Annotated in this window: 13 protein-coding genes; 7 read left to right on the top strand and 6 right to left on the bottom strand. The window is 69.0% G+C overall.

Annotated elements, in window-relative coordinates; translation table 11 throughout:
* Positions 1 to 6: 6 nt before the first annotated feature.
* The gene (locus tag GQ464_RS00285; RefSeq protein WP_166975220.1) at positions 7 to 726 is read left to right on the top strand and encodes an ABC transporter ATP-binding protein; all 720 of its coding nucleotides are present in this window, start codon (positions 7 to 9) and stop codon (positions 724 to 726) included.
* Between the two features lie 65 nt (positions 727 to 791).
* Here the strand turns inward: GQ464_RS00285 and GQ464_RS00280 are convergent, their stop codons facing one another.
* Positions 792 to 3,479 carry a glycoside hydrolase family 3 N-terminal domain-containing protein gene (locus GQ464_RS00280; RefSeq protein ID WP_166975217.1) on the bottom strand — a complete coding sequence of 896 codons (2,688 nt, stop codon included), beginning with the start codon at positions 3,477 to 3,479 and terminating at the stop codon, positions 792 to 794.
* Between the two features lie 118 nt (positions 3,480 to 3,597).
* Between GQ464_RS00280 and trhA the strand changes: the two genes are divergently transcribed.
* Positions 3,598 to 4,242, top strand: coding sequence for a PAQR family membrane homeostasis protein TrhA (trhA, locus tag GQ464_RS00275; RefSeq protein ID WP_166975212.1), 645 nt, complete (start codon positions 3,598 to 3,600; stop codon positions 4,240 to 4,242).
* A 21-nt stretch (positions 4,243 to 4,263) separates the two neighbouring features.
* Here trhA and GQ464_RS00270 read toward each other — a convergent pair whose 3' ends face one another.
* On the bottom strand, positions 4,264 to 4,878 hold the full coding sequence (locus tag GQ464_RS00270) for a YceI family protein (protein WP_166975209.1): 615 nt from the start codon (positions 4,876 to 4,878) through the stop codon (positions 4,264 to 4,266).
* Between the two features lie 228 nt (positions 4,879 to 5,106).
* On the opposite strand from GQ464_RS00270, the gene GQ464_RS00265 reads away from it, so the two are divergent.
* Genes GQ464_RS00265 through GQ464_RS00255 form a run of 3 tightly spaced genes read left to right on the top strand, consistent with a single transcriptional unit; the run spans position 5,107 to position 8,831 of the window.
* A complete protein-coding gene (locus tag GQ464_RS00265) occupies positions 5,107 to 6,540 on the top strand; it encodes a Gfo/Idh/MocA family protein (protein ID WP_166975206.1) in 1,434 nt (477 codons plus the stop codon).
* Positions 6,541 to 6,569: 29 nt separating this feature from the next.
* Positions 6,570 to 7,487: an FAD:protein FMN transferase gene (locus GQ464_RS00260; protein WP_228350460.1), complete on the top strand. Its 918-nt coding sequence runs from the start codon at positions 6,570 to 6,572 to the stop codon at positions 7,485 to 7,487.
* 24 nt (positions 7,488 to 7,511) lie between these two features.
* Positions 7,512 to 8,831, top strand: coding sequence for a Gfo/Idh/MocA family protein (locus GQ464_RS00255; RefSeq protein WP_166975201.1), 1,320 nt, complete (start codon positions 7,512 to 7,514; stop codon positions 8,829 to 8,831).
* A gap of 63 nt (positions 8,832 to 8,894) precedes the next feature.
* On the opposite strand, the gene pbpC is transcribed toward GQ464_RS00255, so the two are convergent.
* The 4 genes from pbpC to GQ464_RS00235 all read right to left on the bottom strand — a co-directional run bounded on the left by pbpC (position 8,895) and on the right by GQ464_RS00235 (position 14,719).
* Entirely contained in the window at positions 8,895 to 11,312 is a 2,418-nt protein-coding gene (gene pbpC, locus GQ464_RS00250) for a penicillin-binding protein 1C (protein WP_166975198.1), read from the bottom strand.
* Between the two features lie 96 nt (positions 11,313 to 11,408).
* A complete protein-coding gene (locus tag GQ464_RS00245) occupies positions 11,409 to 12,266 on the bottom strand; it encodes a type 1 glutamine amidotransferase (RefSeq protein ID WP_166975195.1) in 858 nt (285 codons plus the stop codon).
* Positions 12,267 to 12,335: 69 nt separating this feature from the next.
* The gene (locus GQ464_RS00240) at positions 12,336 to 13,694 is read right to left on the bottom strand and encodes a hypothetical protein (RefSeq protein WP_166975192.1); all 1,359 of its coding nucleotides are present in this window, start codon (positions 13,692 to 13,694) and stop codon (positions 12,336 to 12,338) included.
* Between the two features lie 62 nt (positions 13,695 to 13,756).
* Positions 13,757 to 14,719 (bottom strand): ATP-grasp domain-containing protein, encoded by a 963-nt coding sequence (locus tag GQ464_RS00235; RefSeq protein WP_166975189.1) that lies wholly within the window; start codon positions 14,717 to 14,719, stop codon positions 13,757 to 13,759.
* A 151-nt stretch (positions 14,720 to 14,870) separates the two neighbouring features.
* Between GQ464_RS00235 and pabB the strand changes: the two genes are divergently transcribed.
* On the top strand, positions 14,871 to 16,070 hold the full coding sequence (gene pabB, locus GQ464_RS00230) for an aminodeoxychorismate synthase component I (protein WP_228350459.1): 1,200 nt from the start codon (positions 14,871 to 14,873) through the stop codon (positions 16,068 to 16,070).
* Positions 16,057 to 16,689, top strand: coding sequence for an aminotransferase class IV (locus GQ464_RS00225; RefSeq protein WP_228350458.1), 633 nt, complete (start codon positions 16,057 to 16,059; stop codon positions 16,687 to 16,689). The genes pabB and GQ464_RS00225 overlap by 14 nt, the downstream gene beginning before the upstream one ends.
* Positions 16,690 to 16,727 lie beyond the last annotated feature (38 nt).

Below are 16,727 nucleotides of genomic sequence, written 5' to 3'. Positions count from 1 at the left end.
CCGCTTATGAAGCAGGAGCCCTTGCTCTCGGTTCGAGGCCTGAAGAAGTCGTATCCGGCCGGGGAGGCCGGCCGGCTGGTGGTGCTCGACGGGGTGGACCTCGACGTCCGGGCCGCGGAGGTGGTTGCCATCGTCGGGGAGAGCGGGACGGGCAAGAGCACCCTGCTGCACCTGCTGGGCGCCCTGGACCGCCCCGACGCCGGCTCCGTGTGCTTCGAGGGAGAGGATGTCTTCCGAAAAGACGACGAGGCGCTGGCCGCCTTTCGCAACCGGTCCATCGGCTTCGTGTTCCAGTTCCACCACCTCCTGCCCGAGTTCACGGCGCTGGAGAACGTGGCGATGCCCGCGCTGATCCGGCACCGGCGGCTCGCCGAGGTACGCCCGCGGGCGATGGCCCTGCTGGAAAAGCTGGGACTGGGCGAGCGGGCCGGGCACCGGCCGGGACAACTCTCCGGCGGGGAGAAACAGCGCGTCGCCATCGCCCGGGCCCTCATGAACGAGCCGGCCCTGGTCCTGGCCGACGAACCCACCGGCAACCTGGATACGAAGACCGCCGACCGCCTCCACGACGAGATCATGCGCCTGAGCCGGGAGCTGGGGCAGGCCTTCGTCATCGTTACGCACAACCTGGGCTTTGCCGCCCTGGCGGACCGTGTGCTCCGCCTCGAGAACGGGCGTCTCCACACCGTCGATCCGGCCGATGTGGCCGCCTGGATGCCAGGTTGAAAACACGCCCGGGGCGGCGATCCCGTGCCGGAGTGCAGGACGGGCGGCTTCGAGGAGGAGGAACGTCAGCGCACCTCCAGCATCCCGCGCAGCCGGATGTCTTTCGAGGAGCGGCCGATCATGATGCGAAACGTGCCCGGCTCTACGACCCACACCCCGTCGCGGTTGAGCATCTGCAGGTGCTCGGGGGTGAGTTCGAACGTGACGTCCTTCGCCTCGCCGGGAGCGAGGTGGATCCGTTGAAAGCCTTTCAGTTCCATGACCGGCCGGGCGGTCGAGGCCAGCACGTCGCGCAGGTAGAGCTGCACCACTTCGTCGCCGGCGCGGGGGCCGGTGTTGCGGACGGTGCAGCGGATCGTTGCCACGGGGCCGGGCAGGGAGGCGCCGCCGGGTGTTGCCGGGTTCGGCTCGATCCGCAGGTTCGAATATGCGAACGTCGTATAGCTGAGGCCGAAGCCGAAGGGGAAGAGCGGCTGCCCCGTGAGGTCGAGGTAGTCGTCGCCGCGGCCCGTGGGGGCGTGGTTGTAGTAGAGGGGCAGCTGGCCTTCCGAGACGGGAAACGTGATCGGCAGGCGCCCGGCCGGGTTGTAGTCTCCGAAGAGCACGTCGGCCACGGCGAGCCCGCCCGCCTCGCCGGGATACCACGCATACAGCACGCCCGCCACGTCGTCCAGCCAGCTCGTCATCGTCACGGCGCTTCCGCCGACGATCACGACCACGGTCGGGCGGCCGGTGGCGGCCACCGCGCGGATGAGTGCCTCCTGATGCCCCGGCAGGCGCAGCGAGGCGCGATCCCGGAACTCCCCTTCCTCGATGCCGGCCACCACCACGGCCACCTCGCTCTGCCGCGCCGCCGCCACGGCTTCGGCGATCCGCGCCTCTGCCTCACGGGCCTGCAGGCCGTAATCCCACACGAGCTTCAGCCGTGCGTTGCCGGTGCTCTCGAAGTACTCCACCCGCAGGTCGTGAACCGGCCGGGTGAGCGTCACCTCTTTCAGGATGGTGCGGTAGGACTGCTTCTTCCAGTTGTCGATCAGGAGGGAGTCGTCGAGGTACAGCCGGAACCCGTCGTTGCCTTCGAGGCCGATGCGATACGTGCCGGGTTCCGGGACGCGGAGCTTCGTTTCCCAGCGGGCGGAATACCAGTCGTACGGCAGTTCGGGGGCGGGGCCGTGGAGCGTCCAGCCGAAGTTGATCTGCTCGTCCGTCCGCCGGACCACCGGGTCGCCTTCGAGGCGGTTGTTGTCGAAGTAGGCCGCCGCCAGGCCCGGTTGCGGCTCCGGGGTGCCGGGCACGAACAGGTTGCCGGGGGGGATGGGCACGTAGGCGGTCGTTTCCCGCCCGGGCCCCGGGGCGTAGTGCACGCGCGCGCCGCCGAGCCGTTGCCGGAGGCCGTCCAGGATCGAGACTTTGTCGATGCCCGGCCCGCTGTAGCCCCCGAGCCGTGCCTCGACGGCGTCCGTTCCGATGACCGCGATCGATTCGATTCCCGGATCGAGCGGCAGAACCCGGCTCTCGTTCTTCAGCAGGACGATGGAGGCGCGGGCGGCTTCGCGGGCGAGCGCGCGGTGGTCGGCATGGCCGTTCCAGCGGGCGGCTTCTTCCGGGTCGACGTACGGGTCTTCGAACAGCCCGAGTTCGAACTTGGCGCGCAGGACCCGTCTCACGGCGTCGTCGAGGGTGGCCGGGGCGATCAGGCCCTGTTCGAAGGCGGGCCAGAAGAGCCGGTGATGCTCGTACGCGGTCTGAAAGATGACGTCGAGGCCCGCTTCGATGGCCTGCGCCGCCGCATCCGCATAGTCGGCGGCGGTGTGGTGGAGCACGATGGCGCCGCCGGTCGCGTTCGCGTCCGAGATGATGAAGCCGTCGAACCCCCAGGCCTGCTTGAGTCGCTCGCGCATGAGCCACCGGTTGGCGGTTGCGGGAACGCCGTCGACTGCGTTGTAGGCCATCATGACGGAGCGGGCCCCACCGCGCCGGATGGCCGTTTTGAAGGCCGGGAAGTAGACCTCGTCGAGCAGGCGTTCGCTGAAATAGATCGGATAGCTATCTCGGCCGCCCGCCCCCACGTTTGCCACGAAGTGCTTCGGCGTGGTCACGACGCCGGCCTGCTCGAAGGCCCGCACGAACGCCAGGCCCATCATCGACGTCAGGTACGGGTCTTCCCCGTAGGTTTCTTCGACCCGTCCCCAGCGCACGTCGCGGGCGAGGTTCAGCACGGGCGAGAGTACCTGCCGGATGCCGCGCGTGCGCGTCTCGCGGGCGATGGCGCGTGCCACGCGGCCGACGAGCGCCGTGTCCCACGTGGCGGCCAGGGCGATCGCCTGCGGAAAGGCCGTGGCCCCTTCGCGCACGAGCCCGTGTAGCGCCTCGTCGAAGGGGATGATGGGGATGCCCAGCCGCGTCTCCTCGACAAAGTAGCGCTGGATGGCGTTGATCTTCTCGGCGGCCTGCCGGGCGGTGCCGGAAGGCCCGTATTCCAGCTGCTGTTCGAAGGCGTCGCCCGCTTTCCCGGCGGTCGCGACCTGGAAACCGAAGAGGCCGTGGCGGTAGCGCTCCCTGTCTTCGTCGAGATCGCCCGGGATCATGAAAAGCTGCCAGAACTTTTCCTCGAGCGTCATCCGGGCCAGCAGGTCTTCCACGCGCACCTCGACGGGGAGGCCGGGATCCCGGTACGGATGCTGGCCGCGGGCAAGCTCGGGCCGGATCAGCAGGAACAGGATCAGAAACAGGGAGGTCGTCCGGTTACTCATCCTGGAAAGCGGGCAAAAGAAAGGGGCTCTGACAAAAAAAGCCGGACCGGAAGGTAACAAATCGGCGGCTTACCGGTTACCGGGACAAAGGAATGAAGTTGATCCGGGTGTTCTGGTCATGTGGCGTGCAGGGAATTTGCAGGTGGACCGTGAGGAACTGTTCAACAGCCTTACCCATGCGGTGGGCGCGGTGCTGAGCCTGTTCGGCCTGGTCTGGCTGGCGGGGCAGGCGTTCGGGCACGGGGACGGCCGGTCTGTTGCCAGCAGCCTCATCTACGGTGGGGCCCTCGTTTTCCTGTACACGGCCTCCACGCTCTATCACGGGGTTCGCCGGCCCCGGCTCAAGAACCTCTTTCGGTTGCTCGATCACATCGGCATCTACGTGCTCATTGCCGGGTCCTACACGCCGTTCACGCTCGTCACGCTCCGGGACGACCGGGGCTGGGTACTGTTCTGCCTGATCTGGGGCCTGGCCCTGGCAGGTATCCTCTACAAGCTGTTCTCGCGACGGCGGTACCGGTGGTTTTCGGTTGTGTTCTACCTGCTGATGGGATGGCTGGCCGTGTTCTACCTCGGTCCCATCACGGCTGCCCTGCCGTTGTCCGGGGTCGTGCTGGTGGTGGCCGGCGGGCTGGCCTATACCCTGGGGGTGGTGTTTTATGCCTGGCACCGCCTGCCGTACCATCACACCATCTGGCACCTGTTCGTGCTCACGGGCAGCGCCTGCCACTTCTTCGCCGTCGTGCTGTATGTGATTCCCTAGCGGGGGAGGCCCGCCCGGGCGTCACGAGCCGGGGCCGACGACGAGGTCGAAGTGGACGGTCACCTCCGGACCCACGTGGTAGCCCAGGGTGCGTACGGAGGGCGGGTCGATCTGGTAGTCCGGCATCGAAAGCGTATGGCTGCCGGTGAAGCGCAGGCGGCCGTCGTCGAGTCGTTCCCAGGTCACCTCCATGGTGATCTCTTTTGCGATGCCGGCGAGGGTCAGCGTGCCGGTCGTGTGCAGGGTATTCGCGGCGGTCCCCGGTTCGGCGGCCGTGAGGCGGTAGGTGATCTGCGGGTGCGCGTCCACCTTCAGCGCCTCGCGGATGAGCCGGTTCATGATGAACTTACCGGCCGAGGCCTCGCCCTCCAGCTTTTCCGAAGGGATGGTGACCTCGACGGCTGCGAGCGCCGGGGCCGGCCCGGCGGCTTCTCCGAGGCGAACCTGCCCGGAAAGCTCGCTTGCCGTTGCCTGCCAGTTTTTCTTCTGGTTAGAGGTACCTTCGACCCAGAGGCGGCTCTCCGGCTGGACGACGAGCGCTGCGGTCTGGGCCTGTGCGGTCGTTGCCGGAAGGCTCGCCACGAGGACGGCCGTCAGGACGAGAACGGAGACGAAGGACATGGGGATCGAACGCATGGGAATGAGATCGATTACATTGGGAAGGCCGGTCGGGGCAAAAAATAAGCGCGGACCCTGACATTTTCGTCAAAATAAACGAAATTGTGCGGCCGGGCCCGGGGTGACCGAAGGACGCTGCTTGTGAAAGCGAGGTTTCCCGATCGGTTCCGCCGGCCCGGTTCGTTTCCGCTGCGCGAAGGGCGGGTTTCTCTTCGCGTGATTCACCCAAACAGGCATTGGGAGGTCATGAAGCACAGAAGAAAGCGTTATCAGGCCACCGGGACGTCGCGTCGCGAGTTTTTGAAGAAAAGTGCGCTGGCGGCCACGGCCGTGATGGCCGGGTGTTCGCCGAAGGTTGCCGAAGAGGTGACGCGGGAGCGCCCGCAGGCAGCGCCGCCGCCGCCGTCCGTGCTGGGCGCCAACGAGCGCATCAACGTCGGGTTCATCGGCGTCGGCGGGCAGGGCTACTACGCCCACCTGCAGAGCGTCATCAACCGGAACGACGAGGGCGAGAAGCGGCACGACTACGTGTACAATGCGGCCGGGGTGGCCGCTGCGGATGTGTTCTCCAAGCGCCGCGATCGGGCCTTTGCTGCGCTGGATGCCGCCCGTGCCGCCGAGGGTCGCACCGCGCCGGTGCAGGTCTACGAGGACTATCGTGAGCTGCTCGATCGGCAGGACATCGACGTCGTCTTCATCGGCACCGTCGACCACTGGCACGCCCAGATCGCCATCGACGCGCTCGAATCCGGCAAGCACGTCTACTGTGAAAAGCCGATGACCCGGTATCTGGACGAGGCCTTCCGGGTCTATGAGGCCGTCAAGCGGACTGGCCTCAAGTTCCAGATCGGCTCGCAGTACTGCACCGAGGGCAAATGGCACCGGGCAGCCGAGCTCATCCGGGCCGGCCGGATCGGCCCGCTCGTGCTGGCCCAGGACTCCTACACGCGCAACACCCCCGAGGGCGAGTGGAACTACTACCAGATCGAGCCCGAGTTGCAGCCCGGCGTCACCATCGACTGGAAGAAGTGGCTCGGGCCGGTGCCGGAGCGCCCCTTCAACCCCGAACACTACCACCGCTGGCGGAAATACTATCCTTACTGCTGCGGCATCCTGGGCGACCTGCTCGCGCACCGCATCCACCCGCTGCTGATCGCCACCGGCAACCCCGAGTTTCCCCGCCGGGTGGCCTGCCTGGGCACGCGCCGCGTCACGCTCGACATGCTCGGGCCGGACGACCGGGACGTCACCGACAACACCCAGGTGATCGTCGAATTCCCCAGCGGCTATTCCATGCTGGTCATCGGCTCGACCGTCAACGAACAGGGGCTCGGGCAGGTCATCCGCGGCCACGAGGCCACGCTCTACTTCTCCGGCAACACGCTGGAGCTGCGGCCCGAGCGGCCCTATGCCGACCTCATCGACCCCGAGCGTTTCGACAACATCGAGCCGGGGGTGGAGGTGCCCGCCCACATCCTCGACTTCTTCGACAGCATCCGCAATGACCGGGAGCCGAACGGCAACATCGAGGTAGCCATCCGGGCGCAGACGATCATCTCGCTGGCGGAGATGTCCGAACGCCTCGGCGAGATGCTCTACTTCGACGAGCACACCCGTAAGATCACGAACGGCAGCGGGAAGGAGTTCGCTCCGATCACCTACGGCACGCTCGACGCCTGACGATCTCCTTTTGGCCGGAGGTGAGGCCCGTGGTGCGGCTGGCCGTGCAGGCGATGGCGACGCGGTTCGAGCTGGTGCTGGCCGGCGACGATCCGGTGCGCCTGCGGGCCGCGGGCGAGGAGGCGCTGGCGGAGATCCGGCGGCTGGAGCGGCAGCTCAGCTTCTACGACCCGCGCAGCGAGATCAGCCGCGTCAATGCGCTGGCCGGGCGGCAGGCCGTCCGCCTGGAGCCCCGGCTCTACCGGTTGCTCGAGCGCGTGCGCCGGCTCTGGGAGGCCACCGGCGGGGCGTTCGACCCCACGGTGGCGCCGCTGATGCGTTGCTGGGGGTTCGCCACCGGTGAGGGGCGTCGCCCGGCGCGGGCGGCCCTGGAGGAGGCCCGGCGCTGCACCGGCCTGCACCGGGTCGTGCTCGAGGACGGGGCGGTCGCCTTCGGGCGGCCGGGCATGGCGCTGGACCTCGGCGGCATCGGCAAGGGCTATGCGGTGGACGAGGCCGTGACGCTCCTGAAGGAAGCCGGGGTGCCGGCCGCCTTCCTGCACGGCGGCACGAGCACCGTCTACGCCTACGGCGCCCCGGACGACGGAGGCGCGTGGAAGGTGGCCGTCCCCGCCCCGGAAGGGGGCACCGGGCTGCCGGAGGTGCTCGCCGTTGTGTCGCTCGACGACGAGGCGCTGTCGGTCTCGGCTCCTTCCGGCAGGGCCTTCGAGGTCGACGGGCAGGTCTACGGGCACGTCCTCGATCCCCGCACCGGGTGCCCGGTGACGGGCGCCCTGCTGGCCGCGGTCGTGATGCCGTCCGCCACGGACGCCGACGCCTTCTCGACCGCCCTGCTCGTGCAGGGGGCCGCGGGCCTCGACGCCGCCGGAGCGCCCCCCCGTGCCCTCGTGGTCGCCGCCGGAACCCCCGGCGGCGTGCCGCGCGTCTCAGGCACGCTGAACCCTTGAACCGACTATCCCGAACACGGAAGCATGCGATACGCTGAAGAACCCGCCGGCTCCCCGGGGCCGCTGACGAACGCCGAGGCGAGAAAGCTGAGCCGGCGGCATTTCCTCAAGAAAAGCTCGCTGGCGACGCTCTTCGGGCTCACCGGCGTCACCGAGATTGCCGCCGAGCGTCCCCGGCGCTTCGCTCCGGCGGACCGGCGGGCCGAGGTGATGAACATCGGCCTCATCGGCTACGGCGCCTGGGGACGGGAGATCGCCGCCATGCTCGCGCGCATCCCCGAGGCCACCCTCAAGACCGTCTGCGATACGTACGACGTGATGCAGCGCCGGGCCGCCCGCGAGGTGCCCGAGGCCGCCTTCGTCGCCGACTACCGGGCCGTCCTCGACGATCCGGACATCCACGCCGTCGTCATCGCCACCCCGACGCACCGGCACCGCGAGATCGCCGTGGCCGCCCTGGAAGCGGGCAAGCACGTCTACTGCGAGGCCCCGATGGCCTCCACGATCGACGACGCGCGGGCGATGGCCCGGGCCGCCCGCGCCCACCCCGACCTCATCTTCCACGTCGGGCAGCAGTACCGGGCGGATCCGCAGTACCTCTCCGTGGCCAAGTTCATCCGGGGCGGGGCCCTCGGTCGCATGACCATGGCCCGCGCGCAGTGGCACGCCAAGCAGAGCTGGCGCCGTCCCTCGCCCAATCGCGAGCGCCAGCGCGAGCAGAACTGGCGCCTGGACGCCGACGTCTCCATCGGGCTGGCCGGCGAGATCGGCATCCACCAGATCGACACCGCCCTGTGGTTCCACGGCGCCCGGCCCGTCTCGGTCACCGGCTTCGGCCAGATCCTGCTCTGGGACGACGGCCGCCGCGTGCCGGACACGATCCAGGCCGTCCTGGCCTTCCCCGACGGCGTCCACATGCTCTACGACGCCACGCTCACCAGCTCGTTCGATGATGCCTACGACGTCTTCCTTGGCAAGGACAGCACCATTCTGATGCGGGAGAGCAAGGCCTGGATGTTCAAGGAGGTCGATGCCCCGATGCTCGGCTGGGAGGTCTATGCCCGGCGGGACAAGTTCTACAAGGAGGAAGGCATTGCCCTGCTGGCCAACGCCACGAAGCTCGACGCGCAGGACCTGGGGCCCACGGATCCCATCCCCGGCGTCGAACCGACGCTCTACTACGCACTCAAAGAGTTCACGGACAACTTTTTCTTCGGTCCCTTCGAGCCGAGCGTGAACTACGTGCGCGGCTACGAGGCCGCCGTCATCGCCATCAAAACCCACGAAGCCACGATGCAAAACACCCGGATCGACCTCGAGGACGCGTGGTTCGAGATCGGGTAGGGACGCCTGTCCGGGCCGTGCCGGGAAAGCGAAGGCTGCCTTTTCGGGCGTGCCGTTGTGTGCTCAACGGGATGTGGTGGCTTCGAGATAGGAGAAGACGGTGATGCGGGCGGTGCGGCTGCGCAGGCGCAGGCCTTCCGGGGTGACGGCGTGCAACTCCACCGTGTGCCGGCCCGGTGTGAGCGGCCAGGAGGCCGTCCGGTAGTCTCCGGGCAGCCGCCGGCCGTCGATGCGCCAGTGGACGTCGAGCAGGCCGGGTTCGGTGGCTCCGCGCAGGTGAAGCTGCTGGAAGGCGGGCCGCAGGACGGGGTCGAGCTGGTAGACGGTGCCGTCTTCCGGATACTGGATGAGCAGGCGGTCCGAGTAGTGCAGCGTCGTGTCGGCGGTGGGGCGCTCGGCGGCGGTGATCCGGGGGGGGAAAGGAAGGTGGTTGGCCCGCATCCAGGGGTGGAACAGGGGCGGATAGACGGTGAAGAGCTTCTCCTCCACGTCCCCGGGCGGCGTGCCGGCATCGGCGAGCAGGCCGGTGCGCCGGTCGAGGCGGACGCGCCGGTGCACCCGGCAGGTGTCCTGCGGGACGGTGCCTTCGACGAACCATTCCGTGCGCCGGGTGGGGCAGGCCCGCGCGGGACGGGCGCCGCTGTGGGGACAGACCGTCCCGCGCACGAGGTCCGGCGGCGGGGTGAAGTTTCCGCCGTCACCCAGGGCCAGGAAGATGGCCTTCAGCAGGGCGCCGGCTCCGGTGACGCCGCTGACCCACCGCATCGGGCGGCCGTCGAAGTTGCCGGCCCAGACGGCCACCGTGTGGCGAGGGGTGTAGCCGACGGCCCAGTTGTCCCGGTAGTCTTTCGAGGTGCCGGTCTTGACGGCGCAGGGGAAAGGCAGTTCGAGCGGCCCGCCCCGTCCGAAGGCGGGCGCCCGTGCCTCGGGATCGGCCAGGATGTCGGTGATCAGGAAGACGATCCGGGGGGCGAGTCCTACCGGCACGGGGGGCGGCGTGGCCGGGCGCAACGTGTCGCCGGCGGCGGTGCGGCGCCAGTGCTCGTAGCGGAGGGGGGGCAGGCTGCCGCCGCGGGCCAGCCCGGCATAGGCCCGGGCCAGCTCGATGAGGCGTACCTCGCCGTTGCCGAGCGTCAGCCCGACGCCGTAGTGCTCCGGCGGGCGGTCGAGCGAGGTGAAGCCGGCGGCATGCAGAAGGTCGAGCAGGGCCGGCGGGCCGAGCTCGCGGGCCAGCCGGACGGCCGGGACGTTGTAGCTGCACGCGAGCGCCTGCCGCAGCGGTACCGGGCCGTGGTACCGCTCGTCGTAATTCTCCGGCGTGAAGGCCCCGCCGGCCTCCAGGATCGGCGTCTCGATGTCGGGCAGGATGGAGGCGGGGGTGTAGCGGCCGGAGGCGAGCGCCAGGGCATAGGTGAACGGCTTGAGGGCGCTGCCGGGCTGGCGAAGCATCCGCACGCCGTCGTTCTGGCCGCCGGCCCGCTCGTCCCAGAAGTCGACGCTGCCCAGGTAGGCCAGCACGTCGCCCGTCCGGTTGTCGAGCACCACGGCCGCCGCGTTGCCGACGCCGAGGGTGCCGAGGCGCCCGAGGTGCCCCCGCGCCAGCGCTTCGACCGTCGCCTGGAGCTGCGGGTCGATGGTGGTGCGGATCTCGACCACGTCGCCGGTGGCGGTGTGGGCCAGGTGCTCGACCAGGTGCGGGGCGCGGAACCGCTCCTGCGGGGTGACCAGCCCTACCGGCAGGGCGGACAGGCGCCTTCGCTCCTCGGCCGTCAGCAAGCCTTCGCGTTCCATGGCCTGAAGGACGTACCGTTGCCGGGCGCGGGCCCGGTCGGGGTGGCGGAAGGGGTCGAGCTCGGACGGGCGTTGCGGCAGGCCCACGAGGTAGGCCGCCTCGGCCGGTGTCAGGTCCCGCGCCGGTTTGGCGAAATAGGTCTGCGCGGCCGCCTCGATGCCGGTGGCGCCGTTGCCGAACGGAGCCCGGTTGAGCCAGAGTGTGAGGATCTCGTCTTTCGTCAGGTATAGTTCCAGCCGGAGGGCCAGGTGGGCTTCGGCGAGCTTGCCGGTCCAGGAGCGCCCGTGCCGTGTGCGCAGGAGGCGGGCCACCTGCATCGTGAGCGTCGAGGCGCCGCTGACGATGCGCCCCGCGCGGAGGTTGGCCCACGCGGCCCGCAGGACGGCGGCGGGGTCGATGCCGACGTGCCGGTAGAAGCGCCGGTCCTCGGCGGCGAGGAGCGCCGGCACCACATGCGGGCTGACGTCGTCGAGCGCGACGGGCCGGCTCCGGCCCCACGGGCGCAGCTCGCGCAGCAGCCCTCCCGTCCGGTCCGTCACCTGCAGGCTGGCCGACGGCACCGCCCGCGGGTGCGTTACCGGCGGCGGCCACAGCAGCGATCCCCCCAGGCACAGCACCAGCCCGCCGAGCAGCCACCGCAACGCGCGGCGCCGGATGCGTGCCGGGAAAGCGGAAAAGCGGTCTTTCATGCGCGCGGGGTTCTGCGGCGCGACCCGGCGGCGGATGGCAGGGTGGGCCGGCAATGACGTTCGCATGCCTCCGGCCTGCCCGTTTTCAACCCCTCCTCATGCCACCCGGCGCAGGGCCTGCTCGGGGCGCAGGTTCGTGACGGCATGCCGGATGAAGTTGGGCAGGACGGCGTTGTGGGTGCGGGTGAGCGCGTTCGGCTCCTGCAGCCGCCGCAGGATACGCCGGTATTTCTCCTCGCCGTGGTGCTCGATCACGTAGGCCCGGCGTTCCGGCTTGAGGAAGTGCTTCGTCATGCCGGGCGGGTCGGCCTCCGGGTGAAACTGGGTTCCCACGATTTCCCCGGAAACGCGGATCGCCATGACGGCCCGCTCGAGGTCCACGTGCGGGCGAATCTTTTCGAGGGCGAGGATACGGGCCCCGAGCCGGCGAAGCCGTTCCCGGTGGGGCTGCACCACCTGCCAGGATCGGAAGTCGGCGGCGTAGAAGGGGTCCGGCAGGCCTTCGAAGAGCCAGTCCTTGCGCCCTTGCTCGGTCAGGTGGACCGGCAGGATGCCGAACGAGGGGGAGCGGCGTTGCGTGACCTCCCCCAGCTCGAAGAAACGGCACATCATCTGGAACGAGTGGCAGATGAAGAAGACGTACTTCTTCGAGTCCTTCGTGCCGCTGTTGTGTGCCCAGACGCGCTCCAGCCAGTTGAAGTAGGCGGTTTCCCACGGTTTGCCCTCGCCGTCGAAGGGGCTGCCGGGGCCGCCGGAGGACACGTACACGTCGTAGTCGAGCCCCGGCACCTCGGCGCGGTAGCGGGCCTCGAAGACGTCGAACGTCACCGGCACGCCGTGGTATCGCCGGTCGCTGGCCGCCAGGATCTCGCGGATGGCCCGCATGCCTTCGTTCGGCTCGTTGTCGTACAGGTCGAGCACGGCCACGCGAACGGGGGTCTGCGGCGTCGACATCGGGATTCGGGTTGGTCCAGGGTTCGTGGGGTGTGGTGCGTTCAGACTACGCCGCACGCCGGCAAACGTTCAGGCATAGCGGAGGATGAACAGGGGAAGGGTGCCCCCGCCGGCGGTCACGTTGGCCAGGTTCGAGGTCGAGATCCGGGTGAGGCATCCCCCGACGGAGGGGCCGTTGACATACGGATCCAGGTCGATGACCACCGGCACCGGCGCCCAGCCGTTCTCGGTTTTCATCAGAAAGGGTTCCCGGTGAATATCGACGCATTCCTGCACGACATAATCGTTGTCGAGGGCTTCGTCGAGGGCTGCGTCCCATTCCGGCTGGCTGACGGCGAAGCCGAGCGTGACGCCTTTGCCCCCGTACTCGTCGTTGGGCTTGAGGATGAAGTACTGCCGGTTGTTCCGGGCAAACTCCAGGAGGTCGATCTTGAGCCCCCGGAACGTCGTTTTCATGGGGCGCAGCAGCCGTGTCCACGGGATGTGCCGGTCGATGGCACGGCGCTGTTCCTCGGTGAGCACGTGCGTGTAGCGCTCGTCGGTCAGGAAGGAGAAGATGGCCTTCTTGTGCACCATCTTCGTGCGGAACGAGTTCAGGTAGCAGGTTTTCTGCGCCATGTAGCCTTCCAGGAACGCCTTGCAATCGTCCTTCATGGCGTAGAACTCGTTGAGCAGGAGCCGCCGGTAGAGGATGTCGATCTTCCGGCCGTTGGCGTAGATCCAGCCGTCGCGGCAGGCGAGCGTGCGCGGGTCGGCGATCTCGCAGGCATAGCCGAGCCGCTGCAGGTAGGCCTGGATGAGACGGAACTCGTGGACGGTGGGCACGTCGAGGTGGTCCACGATGGCGAAGGTGGGCTTTTCTTCCCGGCCGTCGAACTGCTCGTGGTAGATCTGGATCAGGGCCGCAAACGTGTGTTCGAGCGGCGAGACGAAGCGCACGGGATATTTTTGCTCGAAGGCCCGGAAGACGGGCAGGTCGCGGAAGATCCGGGCCAGCTCATGGATGTAGGCGATGCCGGCAGGGACCTCGGCGTTGATCTCGACGAACTTGAACGAGTCGGTCGTCATGAACGAGTCCATCCGGGCCGTGGCCGCCAGGCGGATGACGTTCGTGGGGATGGAAGCCAGCTCGACTTCCCATTCCTGCATGCCGAGTTCGTTGCGCAGCCGGTCGTAGTCGTTGAAGAAGGCGGCTGCGATGCGCAACACGGCCTGCCGGATGAGGTAGACCGTGTCCTGCACCTCGGTGTAGGTCGTTTCGGTGAGGAAGGTGGGGCGGAGGCAGCCGGCCAGCGGTCGATCCCCGAAGAGCACGCGCCGTTCCGCCTGTTGCGTGCGGAGGAGGTCGAGCTGCTCTTCTGCGGCGCGCAGGTCGCGGGCGATCAGGCTGTGGTAGTAGTCGATGGCGGGTTGCAGGCGGGTATGCATGGCAGGGGGGGACGTGTTCCGGGACCGGTGGGGCGGCCGGCCTCTCGCCGCCGGGGCTTCGGTCAGACCGCCGGTTCGAGGAACCCGTTGGCGGTGAATTGCCGGGGCCGTCGTTCCTCGGTGGCTTTCTCGACGAGGAATTCGGCCATCGCCCGGACGATCCACTCGAAGTTGTCGTGGCCGACGGAGTGGTAGTCCGCATCCGGTGCCGGGTTCATGAAGTCGATGGCGTAGGGGATGCCGTCCCGTACGGCGAACTCGACGGTGTTGAGGTCATAGCCGAGCGCGTTGCAGAGGGCCAGCACGTCGCGCTCGATCTTCTGAAGGAGCTGCTCGTCGTAGGGTCCCTCGGGCACGTCGTAATAGCGCCGGTGCGGCTCGGCCAGCGGGTTGTAGGGCATGATGTGCACCTTCTGCCGTCCGACGCCATAGCAGCGGAAGTAGTGCTCGAAGGCGATGCCTTCCTGCAGCATCATGCAGTCGTCCCCCGACGCGTTGTAGGCGGTGAAGAACTCGTCCGGGTTGTTCACCTTCGTGACGCCGCGCCAGCCGCCGCCGTCGTGGGGTTTGAGGAAGGCGGGGAAGCCGACGTAGTCGAAGACGGCGTCCCAGTCCACCGGGTATTTCAGGTTGCGGAAGGAGGTGGCCTGCGTGTTGGGCGGGTGTTGCCGGTGCGGCAGGATGACGCTCTTGGGCACGGCCACCCCGGCCTGCCGGGCGATGACGTTGTCGATGAACTTGTCGTCGGCGCTCCACCAGAACGGGTTGTTGACGATGTACGTGCCCTTGAGCGCGGCCCATTTGAGGTAGGAGCGGTAGAAGGGCACCTCGTGCGAGATGCGGTCCAGGATGACGTCGTAACCCGGCTCGTCGTCCATCTTGACCGTGTCGATCAGGACGAACTCGGCCACGACGTTCCGGCCGGCGTATTCGCTGTTGATGTAGGGGATGAGGGCGTCGGGGAAGGTCGTTTCCATCCCCCGGAGCACGCCGATCTTGCGGGGGCGGTTCGCGGGTTCGGGCATGGGGATTCACGGATAAGGCGACGGATAGCGGGGATAAAGTTAAGCATTGCCGGGCGAACGGGGGCGAGGAAATGCAGGATTTTTGACGGGGACCTGCCGGCGGCGGATCAAATCGGCGGGCGGCTCGTTGCCCGCGCCGATGGCACGGGACATGCTCATAGCGGAGGCGCCCGGGGTTCCGGCCGAACCCGGGGCGGTGTTGCTGCGGCCCGGCACGGTGCTGCTGGATGCGCCGGCGCCGGAGGACGGGCCGGCCCGGGGACTGCTGTTCGTCGATCCGGTGCGGGTGCTTTCGGCCCGGACACCGGCCGGGGTGCACCGGGTGCTGGCCGGGATCGACGCGGCGGTGGCCCGGGGGCTGTACGTGGCCGGCTTTCTGAGTTACGAGGCCGGGTATGCGCTCGAGCGCGCGGCCGCCCCGCCGCAACCGCCGGCCGCGTTGCCGCTGGCCTGGTTCGGCGTCTATCGTGCCCCCGCGGTGCTCGGAGCCGGTGCCGTGGCGGCGCTGCTCGACGACCGGGCGCCGTACCGCGTCTCCGACGGCCGCTTCGCCTACGCGCCCGGCGCCTACGCTCGCCGGGTCGCGGCCGTCCGGGCGCTGATCCGGGAAGGGGACGTCTACCAGATCAACCTCACCGGGCCGTACCGCTTCCGGTTCGAGGGGTCGGCCCGCGCCTTTTACGCGGCCTGCCGCCGGCGGCAGCCCGTCCGCTACGGCGCCTGGATCCGCCTGGCGGAGGCCCTGGTGCTCTCGTGCTCCCCCGAGCTCTTCTTCGAGCGGCGCGGCGACCTCGTGCGCACCCGCCCGATGAAGGGCACCATCCGCCGGGGCCGCACGGCGGACGAGGATGAGGCCCTGCGGCAGCGGCTCCGGCACGACGAGAAGAGCCGGGCCGAGAACCTGATGATCGTGGACCTGCTGCGGAACGATCTCTCCCGGTGCTGCCTCCCCGGGAGCGTCCGCGTGCCGGCGCTCTTCACCATCGAGACGTATCCCACGCTCATCCAGATGACCTCGACCGTCGAGGGGACGCTGCGGCCCGGCACCGGCTACGCCGGCCTCTTCCGGGCACTCTTTCCCTGCGGCTCGGTGACGGGGGCACCCAAGCTCCGGGCCATGCAGCACATCCGCACGCTGGAGCCCGGTCCGCGCGGCGTCTACTGCGGGGCCATCGGCTACGCCGCCCCCGGCGACGAGGCGGTCTTCAACGTGGCCATCCGCACGATCACGCTGCGGGGCGACGCGGGCGTCATGGGGACGGGCAGCGGCATCGTCTGGGACTCGAACGCGGAGGACGAGTACGCCGAGTGCCTGCTGAAGACACGCTTTCTCTTCGATGATGACGGATGACTTCGCCCTGATCGAAACGATGCGGTGGGAGGGGGGCATCCGCCTGCTCCCGTACCACGCGGCGCGCCTGGCCGCCTCGGCGAAGCGCTTCGGCTTCCCGTTCGACCGGCAGCGGTTCCAGGCCACCCTCGACGCGGCGACGGCCGGCCTCGACGCACCGCACCGGGTGCGCCTCACCCTGGATCGCCGGGGCCGCTTCACCACCGGGGTGACTCCCCTGGGCGACGCGCCGGCGGTGATGCGCCTGGGCTTCGCCACCGAACGCGTCGACCCCGCCGACCCGCTCCTCTACCACAAGACGACACGCCGGGACCGCTACGAGCGGGCCTACCGGGCCGGGCTGGCGGCCGGGCTGGACGAGGTGCTCCTGATCAACACCGCCGGCGCCGTCACCGAGGGGACGCGGACCAACCTCTTCGTCGAGCACGACGGACACCTGTGCACGCCCCCCCTTCGTGCGGGGCTGTTGCCCGGCGTCTACCGCGCCTACCTGCTGGATACCCGTCCCGGCATCGTCGAGCGGGAGTTGCGTCCGGAGGACCTGCGCCGGGCCGAGCGGGTGTACGTGTGCAATGCCGTCCGGGGGCTGGTCGAGGCCGTCGTGGTGCGTAGCCCGTAGCAGCCGCGGGCTACGCACCACGCCCGATGCATCGGGGG

This window comes from Rhodocaloribacter litoris (assembly GCF_011682235.2).
GTDB lineage: Bacteria > Bacteroidota > Rhodothermia > Rhodothermales > ISCAR-4553 > Rhodocaloribacter > Rhodocaloribacter litoris.
Note: the sequence above shows the minus strand (reverse complement) of the source record. Positions and strands in the feature narration are given on the sequence as shown.

What these genes read in the sequence shown, in the direction of transcription:
- GQ464_RS00285 (WP_166975220.1), top strand. Translation starts at nt 7, where the DNA reads ATGAAGCAGGAGCCCTTGCTCTCGGTTCGAGGCCTGAAGAAGTCGTAT.
- GQ464_RS00280 (WP_166975217.1), bottom strand. Translation starts at nt 3,479, where the DNA reads ATGAGTAACCGGACGACCTCCCTGTTTCTGATCCTGTTCCTGCTGATC.
- trhA (WP_166975212.1), top strand. Translation starts at nt 3,598, where the DNA reads ATGTGGCGTGCAGGGAATTTGCAGGTGGACCGTGAGGAACTGTTCAAC.
- GQ464_RS00270 (WP_166975209.1), bottom strand. Translation starts at nt 4,878, where the DNA reads ATGCGTTCGATCCCCATGTCCTTCGTCTCCGTTCTCGTCCTGACGGCC.
- GQ464_RS00265 (WP_166975206.1), top strand. Translation starts at nt 5,107, where the DNA reads ATGAAGCACAGAAGAAAGCGTTATCAGGCCACCGGGACGTCGCGTCGC.
- GQ464_RS00255 (WP_166975201.1), top strand. Translation starts at nt 7,512, where the DNA reads ATGCGATACGCTGAAGAACCCGCCGGCTCCCCGGGGCCGCTGACGAAC.
- pbpC (WP_166975198.1), bottom strand. Translation starts at nt 11,312, where the DNA reads ATGAAAGACCGCTTTTCCGCTTTCCCGGCACGCATCCGGCGCCGCGCG.
- GQ464_RS00245 (WP_166975195.1), bottom strand. Translation starts at nt 12,266, where the DNA reads ATGTCGACGCCGCAGACCCCCGTTCGCGTGGCCGTGCTCGACCTGTAC.
- GQ464_RS00240 (WP_166975192.1), bottom strand. Translation starts at nt 13,694, where the DNA reads ATGCATACCCGCCTGCAACCCGCCATCGACTACTACCACAGCCTGATC.
- GQ464_RS00235 (WP_166975189.1), bottom strand. Translation starts at nt 14,719, where the DNA reads ATGCCCGAACCCGCGAACCGCCCCCGCAAGATCGGCGTGCTCCGGGGG.
- pabB (WP_228350459.1), top strand. Translation starts at nt 14,871, where the DNA reads ATGCTCATAGCGGAGGCGCCCGGGGTTCCGGCCGAACCCGGGGCGGTG.
- GQ464_RS00225 (WP_228350458.1), top strand. Translation starts at nt 16,057, where the DNA reads ATGATGACGGATGACTTCGCCCTGATCGAAACGATGCGGTGGGAGGGG.